We start from the raw sequence: 13,156 nt of genomic DNA, 5'->3' as shown, positions 1-13,156 counted from the left end.
TACGTCTTCCTCAGGCGGACTTGGGGGCCAGCTTGCGGCACTGCTCTTTGCGGCTGGGATACTTCTCGCACTTGCGCAACACTTGCTGCACTTGGCCATCGGCCTGCAACTGGCGGTTGGCCATGAGTTTCTCGGTGATGAACAGCTCCTCGGAGCCCAGGTTGCGCTCGGCCTTGTCGATCATGGCCAGCGCTGCCCGGGGGTCGCCGTCCCTCAAGTGGTGACCGATCATCAGGTCGTAGATCGAAGGGCTGGCCAGCGTCCAGTCCTGGATCGCCTGCAGGTCGGCGAGTGCAGCCCGGCTGTTGCCCTGTGCCATGTGCAGGCTGAAAGCTGCCCGGCGGATGCCGGGCTGGTTGCCGACTGGAGAAGCCAGCGCACGGGCGATGAAAGCCGCAGCTTCAGGGGTCTTCTTCTGCTCCAGGGCGGCGGTTGCTGCATACGCGTCGCGGTAGCCCTGCAGCGAGCGTTGTACGGTAGCGGCATCCCGTACCTGTGGCCAACTGCGTCGGTCAACCCGCGCCCGCGACTGCTGCTTGTATTCACGCTGCAGGTACTGGCGAAGGTCGCTGTCACGCTCGATGGGCGACATGTGCGAGCGGGAAAAATACTGGCCGGTGGAAGCAATCACGGTGCCGACGCCCTGATTGAGCAATGTTTGCAGCTCGCGGGTTGTGGCATTGATGTCGAGTTTTTTGAGTGACTCGGTCATGGCCACCTGGCGCTCTTCGAGGAAGCCTGTCAGCAGGGGTTTCTGCTTGCCCTGGAAGTCGTTCAGGCGTTGCAGGCTCACGCTCGACGCCCGTGGCGCATAACCTGCGCGAATCATCAGGTCTGCACCGAGCAAGTCGGCCTGGTCTTCCTGGGTGCGACCCCAGGCGGTGCTCCAGACATTGTCCGAGAAGCTGTTGGCCAGCGCGGTATAGAGCACGGTGTTACCGATGGTCTTCTGGGTACCTTGCGGATCTTTGCTGAAGAACTTGCCGGTGGAGCGGTCCAGGCCGGTATTCTTTGCCATCGCCGCAACCACCACTGTGCTCGCGACGTTGGTCATCAGTTCTTTCTGCTGTTGAAACGCTGCCAGGCGGTCGTGGTGGCGCAGTAGCACGTGGCTCATCTCGTGGCCCAGCATGGCTGCGATCTCGTCTTCGCTCTCGACGTTTTCCAACATGCCAAGGGGCACGAAGATGTTGCCGTACGGGTCGGCTGACGGGCCGAATGCATAACTGTCGACGATGCGCACCTGCAGCGTCGGTGCCTGGCCTGGCCAGCTTTTGGCGAGTCGGGTGACGATACCTTGCAGGTAGGTTTCCAGTTGCGGGATTTGCACCAGGTTCTGCTGGCGGATCTCATCGGCAGGGAGGGCTCGGCCATCGAAGCTCAGGCGTAGTTGACCGGCGTGCTGAGGGTCCAGCCGGTAGTACTGGCGTACCTCGGTGTGCTCGACATAACGGCCTGCCAGGCGAGACTGTGTGGAGGGGCCCACCAGGTTCATCAACGCGTCGTTGGCACCGTTGAGCGTCTGGCAACCACTGAGCAGGCTGACCATGGCAACGGAGAGAGTGGCGAAGGCGCCCTTCACCCCTTTCATTTGGAGCACCCTGCGCCGTAGCCGAGGGTCGAATTGTTCTGGTGGTCATCCGACTGGCTGGAGGTAAGTTTCTGGCAGGGCATCGTAACAACGTTGAGCGGTGGGTTGACGCGCACGCTCAAGGTATCCAGCCAGACCTTTTCCCCGGCGAGGTTGACCTGCACCAGGTCCAGTTCCTTGTTCCACTGCAAAACTTCGATGGCATGTTTGGGCAGGCTGTTGCGGGCAACATCTCGCAGCTGCTTGCCCTGCTCGTCCAGCACTGGCAGCGGGTCGTCGATGAAATCCTCGATCATGGGGGCGGCAAGCAGGCTGTGGCTGAACAACGCAGACAACAGGAAAAGGAAGGTCTTGTTCATCTCTGGGTTCCTTGAGTAGAAAAATCCGACTGGCTTTGCGCCCCGTTTTCGAAAAGGGCCTGGATCCTTGCACTGAACAGCGTGAGGGAAAGCAGCAGCAGCCCGAGTACGTTGGCCGGGGTGTAGTTGTAGAACCACAGCCCCACACTCAGGCCGGACAACAACACCAGCATCACGGCCCAGGCGCTTAGCGGTTCGAGCCGTACACGGGTGCGTTGGCCATTGCCGTTGACGCTGAACAATGGGGCTTCGAGGGTGCCTTTGAGGTAAGTGATCAGGCCCAGCAGTGCCAGTTCGATTACATCCAGAACGTCCACCGAACCGGTGTAGGGAATGCCCAGCTCGGCCAGGCTGGGCGTTGCGCGGTAGTAGTCCATGCCCCAGTTGATGAGGTTGTCCAGCGCCATTGCATGCAGGTATACGCCAGGGATCTTGCCGTGCAGCGGCGACAGGGTGACATCGCCGGTACCGGAGATGCGCGCCCCGACCAGTACCAGCTTGCCCTGCAGCAGTTCTCTGATCAGCGCCTGGTCATCGGGGTCGGTGACCTCAAGGTCACTTGCCGACAATGTCAGGTTGTAGGCACAGTTCGACTGCGCGTTGTTGCCAAGCTTCCAGAACACAGCTTGTAGCAGTTGGTCGATGAGACCTGGCACGGTGCAGGCGCGAACATCAGAAACCCTTGCCTGCAGGGGGGACTGATGTACACCCCATTGCACGGACATGGGAGGACGCTGGGCTGCTGCCGTGGCATCGGCTGGCAGGGAAGTACAGGTATGTTGGCGGCAGTATTCGCGGTACAGCTGAAGCGCCGGGGTTTCCAGTACACCCACTGGTGTCGGCACGGCCAGTGGGTATTGGCTGCCATAGCCGCTCCAGCTTACCAGTGCCGGGGCGCTGACCTGGGCCAGGCGAGGCAGGACGTTGACGGCGCCTTCGCTGCCGCGCTCGAGGCCGGAATTGGCCAGCAACAGGGGAATGCCCTGTTGCCGGTAACGTTCGAACACATTCGCCAGGACCTGGCTTTCCATACGCGGCGCCTGCCCTGGCACTGTGCGGGAGTGATCGTGGCTGTAAAGCAGGTCAACGAACACTGCACCAGGCTTGTAGGCGAGCAGGCGTTTGAACAGTTTGCTCTGTTCGCTATAGGGCAACGGCCAGTAGGTATCGTTGCGCAGCAGGTAGCTGTCGTCGATCAGTATCACGACGACCTGGCATTGTCCGGCATCGGCATACCCGCTAGCCAACAGGCGATTCAGCCAGCGCGATGAGGCATCGTCCGTGGAACTGGCCAGGCCTATGGGGTCCAGCAGGGCGATCAGGGCCAGCGAAAGCCCGAACAGCCACTGGCGCAGTGAAAAACGTGAGAGTACGAGCATCCATGCCTCGACCAAAGGAATGAGGCATTCTGACATCATTGCTCAATGATTCGAAAGTGCCACTACCTTTTTGCTGCGCATGTCTGCTCGTGCGGGGTCGCTACCCGCCCCGTATGCGGGGCGGGCCAGGTCACTAAGAGGCCGGCTGCAGCTCTAGCCCGACACTCAGCTGCCGCGACAGGCAGGGCCAGCGCTTCCAGGCCGCTCCAGTCTCCGAGCTGCACAGACGATCACGGTAGGCCTCTACCGATTCGGCGGCAAAGCTCTCGTCATTGAGCATTTCATCGACCGAGTGGTGCACCACTTCATCCAGCTGGTTGGCAAAGGTCTCGCCAATCAGCTGGTGGGCAATCAGGTTGGCGACGGTGGTGTCGACCGGAATCAGCGGTTGCTGGAAGTGGCGGATGTACAGGTCGTTCACTTCCTCCACCAGGCGGTGCGCCAGGTAGGCTTCATCCAGCAGACAATCCAGGCCCACATGCCCTTGCATCACGCTGGGTGGCTGCAGGAAGTAAGCCTCGGCAATTTTCAGTACTGGGGTGATCTGCGATTCGATCCCGGCCTCACGGGCCACCTCGTGCGCGGCCTCCAGCAGTTCCGGAACCTGATCGATGTAGGCGCTGACGAAGCGCGCCAAAGTACCCTGGGCGTCCTGCTCAGGCAGTTGGATCGAGGGGTGCAGGTGGGGCAGTTGCAACTCGAGACGCGCTTTCAATTGGCCGGTCTGGCCTTCGTGTTGATGGGCTTGGCTTACCTGCTCGCGTACAGCAGCGATGTTCATGACAACTCCAGGGACATTACGTTTCAAACGGAAGACACTAAATTAGCTCGGTATACAGAATACCTAAGACGCATTTGTTATAAGTCGCGCAAACGTGTGCTTTCTCTGGCATATCCAATTGCCATTATTGCGCCATACCCCATCAAGCGCGCGGTTTTCAGGGCATATGGTCATTTGGTGAAGTTCATTTCACGGGCTTCATTGCGTGCCATTGGTCGCTGACTATACTCCCGTTGAACGTGATTCGTTGATGAGGCCCAGCTGCTTTTAGCAGGGGCTCGGTCGTCGAAGCCAGGCAGTCTTGACCGCCGTTCCCTCTTGCCGCAGGCCACGCCTCCGGGACAACAAGAACGAGAAGGGGAACCCGCAATGATGCGACATCCACATGTCTGGATGGGCCTCCTGTTGTGGTCAGTTTTTGGTCAGGCCAATGCCGCCTGGACCGTGAACATGCACCCGGGGGCGACGGAAGTCTCCAACGCCGTCTTCGACCTGCACATGACCATCTTCTGGATCTGCGTGATCATCGGCATCGTGGTATTCGGCGCGATGTTCTGGTCGATGGTCATCCACCGCCGCTCCACGGGCCAGCAGGCAGCGCATTTCCATGAGCACACCTGGGTGGAAATCCTCTGGACCGTGGTCCCTTTCCTGATCCTGGTGGCCATGGCCATCCCGGCTACCAAGACCCTGATCGACATCTACGACGCCAGTGAGTCGGACATCGACATCCAGGTTACCGGCTACCAGTGGAAGTGGCACTACAAGTACCTGGGCCAGGATGTGGAGTTCTTCAGCAACCTAGCCACCCCCGCCGATCAGATTCACAACAAGGCACCCAAGGACGAGCACTACCTGCTGGAGGTTGACCAGCCGCTGGTGTTGCCGGTGGGCGCCAAGGTGCGCTTTCTGGTGACCGCCGCCGACGTCATCCACTCCTGGTGGGTGCCGGCCTTCGCGGTCAAGCGTGACGCCATCCCCGGCTTCGTCAACGAGGCCTGGACCCGCATCGAAAAACCCGGCATCTACCGCGGCCAGTGCACCGAACTGTGCGGCAAGGACCACGGCTTCATGCCGGTGGTGGTCGAGGTCAAGTCCAAGGCCGATTACGACACCTGGCTTGGCGAGCGCAAAGCCGAGGCCGCCAAGCTCAAGGAACTGACCAGCAAGGAATGGACCTTGGAAGAACTGGTCGAGCGCGGCGACAAGATCTATCACACCACCTGTGTGGCCTGTCACCAGGCCGAAGGCCAGGGCCTGCCGCCGATGTTCCCGGCGCTCAAGGGCTCGAAGATCGCCACCGGGCCGAAGGAAGGCCACCTGAGCATCGTCTTCCACGGCAAGCCTGGTACGGCCATGGCCGCCTTCGGCAAGCAGCTGTCGGAAGTGGATATCGCCGCCGTGGTCACCTACGAACGCAACGCCTGGGGCAACAACAAGGGCGACATGGTCACGCCGAAGGACGTGCTGGCGCTGAAGCAGGCAGAAGCCAAGTGAACCGGGTTACTCGCGGCAATCAATGGATTGCAGGAGACAGGACATGAGTGCAGTGATCGACGACCACGCCCACGGCCATGAGCACGCGCACGGCCCGGCCAAGGGCCTGATGCGCTGGGTGCTGACCACCAACCACAAAGACATCGGCACCATGTACCTGTGGTTCAGCTTCATCATGTTCCTGCTCGGCGGCTCGTTCGCCATGGTGATCCGCGCCGAGCTGTTCCAGCCTGGCTTGCAGATCGTCGAGCCGGCGTTCTTCAACCAGATGACCACCATGCACGGCCTGATCATGGTGTTCGGCGCCGTGATGCCGGCCTTCGTCGGCCTGGCCAACTGGATGATCCCGCTGATGATCGGCGCGCCCGACATGGCCCTGCCGCGGATGAACAACTTCAGCTTCTGGCTGCTGCCGGCGGCCTTCCTGCTGCTGGTCTCGACCCTGTTCAGCCCCGGTGGCGGGCCGAACTTCGGCTGGACTTTCTATGCCCCGCTTTCCACTACGTATGCGCCGGCCAGCGTCACTTTCTTTATCTTCGCCATCCACCTGATGGGTATCAGCTCGATCATGGGCGCGATCAACGTGATCGCCACCATCCTCAACCTGCGCGCCCCAGGCATGACCCTGATGAAGATGCCGCTGTTCGTCTGGACCTGGCTGATTACCGCGTTCCTGCTGATCGCGGTGATGCCGGTACTGGCCGGCGTGGTGACCATGATGCTGATGGATATTCACTTCGGCACCAGCTTCTTCAGTGCCGCCGGTGGCGGTGACCCGGTGCTGTTCCAGCATGTGTTCTGGTTCTTCGGCCACCCCGAGGTGTACATCATGATCCTGCCGGCCTTCGGTGCGGTCAGCTCGATCATCCCGGCGTTCTCGCGCAAGCCGCTGTTCGGCTATACCTCGATGGTGTATGCCACCGGCGCCATCGCCTTCCTGTCGTTCATTGTCTGGGCCCACCACATGTTTGTGGTCGGCATCCCGGTGGTCGGCGAGCTGTTCTTCATGTACGCCACCATGCTGATCGCCGTGCCCACCGGGGTGAAGGTGTTCAACTGGGTCAGCACCATGTGGGAAGGCTCGCTGACCTTCGAAACGCCGATGCTGTTCGCCATTGCCTTCGTCATCCTGTTCACCATCGGCGGCTTCAGCGGGCTGATGCTGGCGATTGCCCCGGCGGACTTCCAGTACCACGACACCTACTTCGTGGTGGCGCACTTCCACTATGTGCTGGTGCCCGGGGCGATCTTTGGCATCTTCGCCTCGGCCTACTACTGGCTACCGAAATGGACCGGCCACATGTATGACGAAACCCTCGGCAAGCTGCACTTCTGGCTGTCGTTCGTCGGCATGAACATGGCCTTCTTCCCCATGCATTTCGTGGGGCTGGCTGGCATGCCGCGGCGTATCCCCGACTACAACCTGCAGTTCGCCGACTTCAACATGGTGTCGTCGATCGGTGCATTCATGTTCGGCGCCACGCAGATCTTCTTCCTGTTCATCGTCATCAAATGCATCCGCGGCGGCGCGCCGGCACCGGCCAAGCCCTGGGATGGCGCCGAGGGCCTGGAGTGGTCGATCCCCTCGCCTGCGCCCTACCACACCTTCCAGACACCACCGGAAGTGAAATAGGAAAGCTGCCATGAACGGCCTGTCACTGAAACGCCTGGTCACGCGCCTGCTGATGCTGACGGTGGTGATGTTCGCCTTCGGCTTCGCCCTGGTGCCGATCTACGACGTGATGTGCAAGGCCTTCGGCATCAACGGCAAGACCGGCGGGCAATACGAAGGCAGCCAGCTCAGCGACCCGACGCGTTCGGTGCGGGTGCAGTTCATGTCGACCAATGCCAGTGACATGGTCTGGGACTTCTACTCCACGGCCGACCAGCTGGAGGTCAACCCGGGGGCGGTGAACCAGATGATCTTCATCGCGCACAACCCGACCGACCGGCCGATGAGTGCGCAAGCCATCCCCAGCATCACCCCGGCCGAGGCCGCGGCGTACTTCCACAAGACCGAGTGCTTCTGCTTTACCCAGCAGGTGCTGCAGCCCGGCGAACGCATCGAGATGCCAGTGCGCTTCATCGTCGACCGCGACCTGCCGGCCAGCGTGAAGCACCTGACACTGGCCTACACCTTGTTCGACATCACCGCTCGCCACCCGCCGGTCGCGCATGTCGCGGCCCAGGACGTCCAGGGCGCCCGTTAAGGGAAGGAGAACAGCAATGGCAAGTCATGAGCACTATTACGTCCCGGCGCAGAGCAAGTGGCCGATCATCGCCACCATCGGCATGTTCATCACGGTATTCGGCCTGGGCACCTGGTTCAACGACATGAAGGCCGGCCACCCGGAATCGCATGGGCCGCTGATTTTCTTCGTGGGGGCGTTATTCCTGGCTTACATGCTGTTCGGCTGGTTTGGCTCGGTGGTGCGGGAGAGCCGCGCGGGGCTGTACAGCCCGCAGCTGGACCGCTCGTTCCGCTGGGGCATGAGCTGGTTCATCTTCTCTGAGGTGATGTTCTTCCTGGCCTTCTTTGGTGCGCTGTTCTATGTGCGCGTGCTGGCCGGGCCATGGCTGGGGGGCGAAGGCGCCAAGGGCGTTGCCCACATGCTGTGGCCGACCTTCGAATTTACCTGGCCGCTGCTGCACACGCCCGACCCGAAACTGTTCCCGCCACCTAAGGAAGTGATCGACCCGTGGCACCTGCCGCTGATCAACACCATCTTGCTGGTCAGTTCCAGCGTGACCATCACCATTGCCCACCACGCGCTGCGCCGTGGTCACCGTGGGCCACTGAAATTCTGGATGGCACTGACCATCCTCCTGGGGGCCAGCTTCATCGCGTTGCAGGCCTACGAGTATCACGAGGCCTACACCAAGCTGGGGCTGACGCTGGGCTCGGGGATCTATGGCGCAACGTTCTTCATGCTCACCGGCTTCCACGGTGCCCACGTGACCCTGGGCACGATCATCCTGATCGTGATGTTCGTGCGCATTTTGCGTGGGCACTTCAACCCGGAGAAACACTTCGGTTTCGAGGCGGCCAGTTGGTACTGGCATTTCGTCGATGTGGTGTGGGTGGGGTTGTTCATCTTTGTCTACGTGCTTTGACTCTCGTGCTGGCTGCGCGGTCCTTGTAGGAGCGGCCTTGCGTCGCGATGGGCCGCAAAGCGGCCCCAAATCGGCCAATGCGGTCTGTCAGGGATATCGGGGTTGCAGGTTCTGGGGCCGCGTTGCGGCCCATCGCGACGCAAGGCCGCTCCTACAAAGAGCGGTAAAGGGATCAGAAAGGGGCATGTGAAACCAGCTGACCGCTGATGAAGCCCCAGGCGACCAAGCCAATGGTCAGGGCCGCCAGGGTCACTCGCACAGTCAGTGCCTTGAGCAGGCGGGTCGAGTTTTCATCGTCCTTGACCAGAAACACCAGGCCACTGAACAGGCTGGCAATCGTGGCCAACAGCATCAGGACTATCGCGGCCTTGAGCATGGCGCTACTCCGGGGGGATGCGGTGATGTGGATAAGTATAGCGAGGCGCCCGTGAGGCCGTTTCGCCCAGGCTGGGTACCGACCCTGGTGGTGCTTGCGCTGCTACCGGGGCTGATAGCGCTTGGCTGTTGGCAACTCGGCCGCGCCGAGGAAAAGCGCGTGCTGCTGGCCAGTTATGCCGAGCGGCGTATCGAGGCGCCATTGGCCACCGTCCAGCTGACAAGCAACGAAGACAACGCCTTCCGCCGTGTGCACCTGTATGGCCGTTTTGATGCCGAGCACAGCCTGTTGCTGGACAACCGCATGCGCGACGGCCAGGCCGGTGTCGAGCTGCTGCAACCCTTCCATGACCAGGCCAGCGGCTTATGGCTGCTGGTCAATCGTGGCTGGCTGCCATGGCCGGATCGCCGCGTGCCGGTGCAATTCGCAACCCCCGCCGAGGCCTTGGCGCTGGACGCGTCGGTGTACGTTGCACCCGGCAGCACGTTCCAGCTGCATCCCGACCCTACAGGCGGCCAGTGGCCGCATCTGCTGACAACCATTGATGCCGCGCAGCTTTGGCAACAGCTTGAGCGCGAAGGTTACGGCCATGAGTTGCGCCTGGAACCCGGCCCGGCGACCTATCGCCTGGACTGGCCGGTAGTCGCCATGGGCCCGGAAAAACACCTGGGCTACGCCGTGCAGTGGTTTGCCCTGGCTACCGCCCTGGTTCTGCTCTACCTCTACTTCGGCTGGCACCACAACAAGGAGAAACGCCATGGCCACCGCCACTCCACTGGACGTGCCTGAACGTAGCAAACCCAGAGCCCGCGGGCGTTTGCAGCTGTTGCTGATCCTGCTGGTGGTGCTTGGGCCGATGATCCTGGCCACCAGCATGTACAAGCTCAACTTCTGGGTGCCGGAAGGCCGCAGCTACCACGGCGCCATGATCGGTACCGGCGAGAGCCGTGCTGATCTTGGCGTGGCCGGCCAGGATGAGCGCTGGCAGTTGCTGGTCAGCGCACCTGAGGCCTGCGCCGAAGATTGCCAGCGGTTGGTGTACCTGGCCCGGCAGATACAGGTTGGCCTGGGCCGCGATGCCAGCCGCGCCAGCCATGCGCTGGCTGCCGCCCAGCCGATGAGCGCTGATTATCAGGCGTTGCTCGGCCGCGAGTACCCGCAATTACAACGCTACTCGCTGGATGCCCAGCGCTATCGGCAGCAGGTGGGCGAACCCGGCCCGCAGCTGTGGATCGTCGACCCGCACGGCAACCTGGTGCTGCGCTATGACGCCAAGGTCAACGGCAAGCATGTGCTGGACGACCTGCGCCACCTGCTCAAACTGTCCAACATTGGCTAGGAGCCTGCCATGGCCAGACCCGGATTTCGCCTTGCTGTGTTCGCCACCCTGCTGGCACTGCTGGTTGTCCTGCTCGGTGCCTATACCCGCCTGACCCACGCTGGCCTTGGCTGCCCCGACTGGCCGGGTTGCTACGGCTTCATCAGCGTGCCCAAGAGCGAAGCACAGCTGGCCCATGCCGAGCTGCACTTTCCTGAGCACCCGGTGGAAGCGGCCAAGGGCTGGGCCGAAATGGTCCATCGCTACTTTGCCGGTACCTTGGCTGTGGTGATTGCCCTGCTCGCCTTTCAGGCAATACGTCGGCATGCCCGCGATGGCCAGCCATATCGCCTGCCGGTGCTGTTGCTGGGTGTGGTACTGGCCCAAGCGGCATTCGGCATGTGGACGGTTACCCTGAAGCTGTGGCCGCAGGTGGTCACCGCGCACTTGCTGGGTGGCTTCACTACCCTGAGCTTGTTGTTCCTGTTATCCCTGCGTCTATCCCGGGCCTTTGCACCCTTGCCAAAACTGCCGTTGAGCCTGCGTCGGATCGCTGCCTTGGCGCTGCTGGTGGTGATCGGCCAGATCGCCCTGGGCGGCTGGGTCAGCGCCAACTACGCGGCGGTCGCCTGCATCGACCTGCCCACCTGCCACGGCCAGTGGTGGCCGGCGGCGGACTTCAGCAACGGCTTCCACCTGACTCAGCACGTCGGCCCCAACTACCTGGGCGGGCAACTGGACAGTGATGCGCGTACGGCGATCCACATCAGCCACCGCCTGGGTGCGCTGCTGGTGACCTGTGTGCTGCTGATGCTCAGCTGGAAGTTGCACCGCTGTGGCCTCCCTGGCCTGGCACGGCTGGTATTGCTGGCGTTGGCCGTGCAAGTCGGCCTGGGCATCAGCAATGTGCTGCTGCACCTGCCGCTGGCCGTGGCCGTGGCGCACAACGCTGGCGGGGCATTGCTGCTGCTGAGCATGGTGCTGGTGAACTACCGCATCCGGGTGGTCGACAAGGTTCGCGTGGGTGTCGGCCATGGCTGGCGCCTGCGGCCGGTGGCCGGTGTGGGTATTTCCCATCACATGAGGAACGATTCGTGGCGACGCTTCTGAGCGCACGGCGGGCCAGTTGGCGCGATTACCTGGAGCTGACCAAACCCAAGGTGGTGGTGCTGATGCTGATCACCTCGCTGGCGGGCATGTTCCTTGCCACTCGCGCGGGGGTGAGCTGGAGCGTGCTGCTGTTCGGCAACCTGGGTATCGGCCTGTGTGCTGGCGGCGCGGCGGTGGTCAACCATGTGGTAGACCGGCGCATCGATGCGCTGATGGCTCGCACCTACAAGCGGCCGCTGGCCCAGGGCCGGGTCGAGCCGCTGCCGGCGTTGCTGTTCGCCCTGGCCCTGGCGCTGCTGGGCATGGTCCTGCTGCTGGTGTTCACCAACGCCCTCACTGCCTGGCTGACCCTGGCCTCGCTGCTCGGCTATGCGGTGCTCTACACCGGCTTTCTCAAGCGCGCCACGCCGCAGAACATCGTCATCGGTGGCCTGGCCGGCGCTGCCCCGCCGTTGCTGGGCTGGGTAGCGGTCAGCGGCCATGTCAGCGCCGAGCCGCTGCTGCTGGTGCTGATCATCTTCGCCTGGACCCCACCGCACTTCTGGGCCCTGGCCATCCACCGCAAGGAGGAGTACGCCAAGGCCGATATCCCGATGCTGCCGGTGACCCACGGTGAGCGCTACACCAAGCTGCATATCCTGCTGTACACCCTGGTTTTGCTGGCGGTGAGCCTGCTGCCGTATGCCATCCACATGAGTGGCCCGCTGTACCTGGCCTGTGCCCTGGCGCTAGGCCTGCGCTTCCTGCAATGGGCCTGGGTGTTGTACCGTGACAGCCGGCCGCACGCGGCGATCGGCACCTTCAAGTACTCTATCGGCTACCTGTTCGCGCTGTTCATCGCGTTGCTCCTCGACCACTACCTGTTGCTGAACCTATGACCCGAACCCAGAAAACCGTCTTCATCCTCGTCGCCCTGGTCGCGTTGATCCTGGGCCTGACTGTCAACAAGGTGCTCAATGGCCGCGACCAGCCCAACCCCACCGAGCTGATCGATGCCGGCATCATCCTGCTGCCGCAGAGCCGTAGCGTGGCCGACGTGACCATGACCAACCAGGACGGCCAGCCGGTGCAGCTGGATGACCTGAAGGGCAAATGGTCGCTGCTGTTCTTTGGCTACACCTACTGCCCGGACATCTGCCCGACCACCTTGGCCCAGCTGCGCCAGGTGAAGAGCGAGCTGCCCAAGGAAGCCGTCGACCGGCTGCAGGTAATACTGGTGAGTGTGGACCCGAACCGCGACACGCCGAACCAGCTGAAGCAGTACCTTGGCTATTTCGACAAGGATTTTGTCGGGGTGGCGGGGTCGATCGAGGATACCCAGAAGCTGGCCAATGCGTTGAGCATTCCGTTCATTCCGGCGGATACCAGCAAGCCGGGGTATACCGTGGACCACAGTGGCAACCTGGCGGTTGTGGGGCCGGATGGGCGTCAACGTGGGTTCATTCGGGCGCCATTCAACAACCAGAAGCTGGTGGCGCAGTTGCCCGGGCTGGTAAAGCGGGATTGAGTGGCTCCTGAAAAGCTTCGCGGGTAAAACCCCACCCACCGGTACGGCACAGCCTGCGAGGCTTGTGCTATCCCGGTGGGTGCGGGGTTTCCCGCGAAGAAACCAGCGCGATTGTTCGGCTGAG

The 13,156-nt window shown here is 62.2% G+C and carries 14 protein-coding genes; 9 read left to right on the top strand and 5 right to left on the bottom strand.

Annotated features, from left to right (window positions below):
* Positions 1–10 precede the first annotated feature (10 nt).
* From ABE456_RS02340 to ABE456_RS02325, 4 genes are all read right to left on the bottom strand, one after another.
* Positions 11–1,591 carry a M48 family metallopeptidase gene (locus ABE456_RS02340; RefSeq protein WP_346642555.1) on the bottom strand — a complete coding sequence of 527 codons (1,581 nt, stop codon included), beginning with the start codon at positions 1,589–1,591 and terminating at the stop codon, positions 11–13.
* Entirely contained in the window at positions 1,588–1,950 is a 363-nt protein-coding gene (locus ABE456_RS02335) for a hypothetical protein (protein WP_346642554.1), read from the bottom strand. The genes ABE456_RS02340 and ABE456_RS02335 overlap by 4 nt, the downstream gene beginning before the upstream one ends.
* Positions 1,947–3,329, bottom strand: a complete 1,383-nt coding sequence (locus ABE456_RS02330; protein ID WP_346642553.1) for a CHASE2 domain-containing protein — start codon at positions 3,327–3,329, stop codon at positions 1,947–1,949. Before ABE456_RS02330 ends, ABE456_RS02335 begins: the two co-directional genes overlap by 4 nt.
* 133 nt (positions 3,330–3,462) lie before the next feature.
* Complete coding sequence (locus ABE456_RS02325) at positions 3,463–4,110, bottom strand: hypothetical protein (RefSeq protein ID WP_346642552.1); 648 nt, start codon at positions 4,108–4,110, stop codon at positions 3,463–3,465.
* Between the two features lie 369 nt (positions 4,111–4,479).
* On the opposite strand from ABE456_RS02325, the gene coxB reads away from it, so the two are divergent.
* From coxB to ABE456_RS02305, 4 genes are read left to right on the top strand one after another with little or no spacing between them, the layout of a single operon-like run.
* On the top strand, positions 4,480–5,607 hold the full coding sequence (gene coxB / locus ABE456_RS02320) for a cytochrome c oxidase subunit II (protein WP_346642551.1): 1,128 nt from the start codon (positions 4,480–4,482) through the stop codon (positions 5,605–5,607).
* 43 nt (positions 5,608–5,650) lie between these two features.
* Positions 5,651–7,240 carry a cytochrome c oxidase subunit I gene (gene ctaD / locus ABE456_RS02315; protein ID WP_346642550.1) on the top strand — a complete coding sequence of 530 codons (1,590 nt, stop codon included), beginning with the start codon at positions 5,651–5,653 and terminating at the stop codon, positions 7,238–7,240.
* Positions 7,241–7,250: 10 nt separating this feature from the next.
* Entirely contained in the window at positions 7,251–7,817 is a 567-nt protein-coding gene (locus ABE456_RS02310; protein ID WP_346642549.1) for a cytochrome c oxidase assembly protein, read from the top strand.
* 16 nt (positions 7,818–7,833) lie between these two features.
* The gene (locus ABE456_RS02305; protein ID WP_346642548.1) at positions 7,834–8,721 is read left to right on the top strand and encodes a cytochrome c oxidase subunit 3; all 888 of its coding nucleotides are present in this window, start codon (positions 7,834–7,836) and stop codon (positions 8,719–8,721) included.
* A 172-nt stretch (positions 8,722–8,893) separates the two neighbouring features.
* Here ABE456_RS02305 and ABE456_RS02300 read toward each other — a convergent pair whose 3' ends face one another.
* Positions 8,894–9,097, bottom strand: coding sequence for a twin transmembrane helix small protein (locus tag ABE456_RS02300; RefSeq protein ID WP_003258925.1), 204 nt, complete (start codon positions 9,095–9,097; stop codon positions 8,894–8,896).
* A gap of 51 nt (positions 9,098–9,148) precedes the next feature.
* Between ABE456_RS02300 and ABE456_RS02295 the strand changes: the two genes are divergently transcribed.
* The 5 genes from ABE456_RS02295 to ABE456_RS02275 are packed head-to-tail and all read left to right on the top strand — an operon-like array spanning position 9,149 to position 13,032.
* Positions 9,149–9,886, top strand: a complete 738-nt coding sequence (locus ABE456_RS02295) for an SURF1 family protein (protein ID WP_346642547.1) — start codon at positions 9,149–9,151, stop codon at positions 9,884–9,886.
* A complete protein-coding gene (locus ABE456_RS02290; RefSeq protein WP_346642546.1) occupies positions 9,855–10,436 on the top strand; it encodes a hypothetical protein in 582 nt (193 codons plus the stop codon). Before ABE456_RS02295 ends, ABE456_RS02290 begins: the two co-directional genes overlap by 32 nt.
* Positions 10,437–10,445: 9 nt before the next feature.
* Entirely contained in the window at positions 10,446–11,525 is a 1,080-nt protein-coding gene (locus tag ABE456_RS02285) for a COX15/CtaA family protein (protein WP_346642545.1), read from the top strand.
* Entirely contained in the window at positions 11,510–12,403 is an 894-nt protein-coding gene (cyoE, locus tag ABE456_RS02280; RefSeq protein WP_346642544.1) for a heme o synthase, read from the top strand. Before ABE456_RS02285 ends, cyoE begins: the two co-directional genes overlap by 16 nt.
* Positions 12,400–13,032 carry an SCO family protein gene (locus ABE456_RS02275; RefSeq protein WP_346642543.1) on the top strand — a complete coding sequence of 211 codons (633 nt, stop codon included), beginning with the start codon at positions 12,400–12,402 and terminating at the stop codon, positions 13,030–13,032. Before cyoE ends, ABE456_RS02275 begins: the two co-directional genes overlap by 4 nt.
* Positions 13,033–13,156 lie beyond the last annotated feature (124 nt).

Source organism: Pseudomonas sp. TWI929, assembly GCF_039673335.1.
Taxonomy (GTDB): domain Bacteria; phylum Pseudomonadota; class Gammaproteobacteria; order Pseudomonadales; family Pseudomonadaceae; genus Aquipseudomonas.
Note: the sequence above shows the minus strand (reverse complement) of the source record. Positions and strands in the feature narration are given on the sequence as shown.

Excerpts from the sequence above, each read along its gene's own strand:
- ABE456_RS02330 (WP_346642553.1), bottom strand. The coding sequence starts at position 3,329 with ATGCTCGTACTCTCACGTTTTTCACTGCGCCAGTGGCTGTTCGGGCTT.
- ABE456_RS02305 (WP_346642548.1), top strand. The coding sequence starts at position 7,834 with ATGGCAAGTCATGAGCACTATTACGTCCCGGCGCAGAGCAAGTGGCCG.
- coxB (WP_346642551.1), top strand. The coding sequence starts at position 4,480 with ATGATGCGACATCCACATGTCTGGATGGGCCTCCTGTTGTGGTCAGTT.
- ABE456_RS02275 (WP_346642543.1), top strand. The coding sequence starts at position 12,400 with ATGACCCGAACCCAGAAAACCGTCTTCATCCTCGTCGCCCTGGTCGCG.
- ABE456_RS02285 (WP_346642545.1), top strand. The coding sequence starts at position 10,446 with ATGGCCAGACCCGGATTTCGCCTTGCTGTGTTCGCCACCCTGCTGGCA.
- ctaD (WP_346642550.1), top strand. The coding sequence starts at position 5,651 with ATGAGTGCAGTGATCGACGACCACGCCCACGGCCATGAGCACGCGCAC.
- ABE456_RS02310 (WP_346642549.1), top strand. The coding sequence starts at position 7,251 with ATGAACGGCCTGTCACTGAAACGCCTGGTCACGCGCCTGCTGATGCTG.
- ABE456_RS02335 (WP_346642554.1), bottom strand. The coding sequence starts at position 1,950 with ATGAACAAGACCTTCCTTTTCCTGTTGTCTGCGTTGTTCAGCCACAGC.
- ABE456_RS02290 (WP_346642546.1), top strand. The coding sequence starts at position 9,855 with ATGGCCACCGCCACTCCACTGGACGTGCCTGAACGTAGCAAACCCAGA.
- ABE456_RS02325 (WP_346642552.1), bottom strand. The coding sequence starts at position 4,110 with ATGAACATCGCTGCTGTACGCGAGCAGGTAAGCCAAGCCCATCAACAC.
- ABE456_RS02300 (WP_003258925.1), bottom strand. The coding sequence starts at position 9,097 with ATGCTCAAGGCCGCGATAGTCCTGATGCTGTTGGCCACGATTGCCAGC.
- ABE456_RS02340 (WP_346642555.1), bottom strand. The coding sequence starts at position 1,591 with ATGAAAGGGGTGAAGGGCGCCTTCGCCACTCTCTCCGTTGCCATGGTC.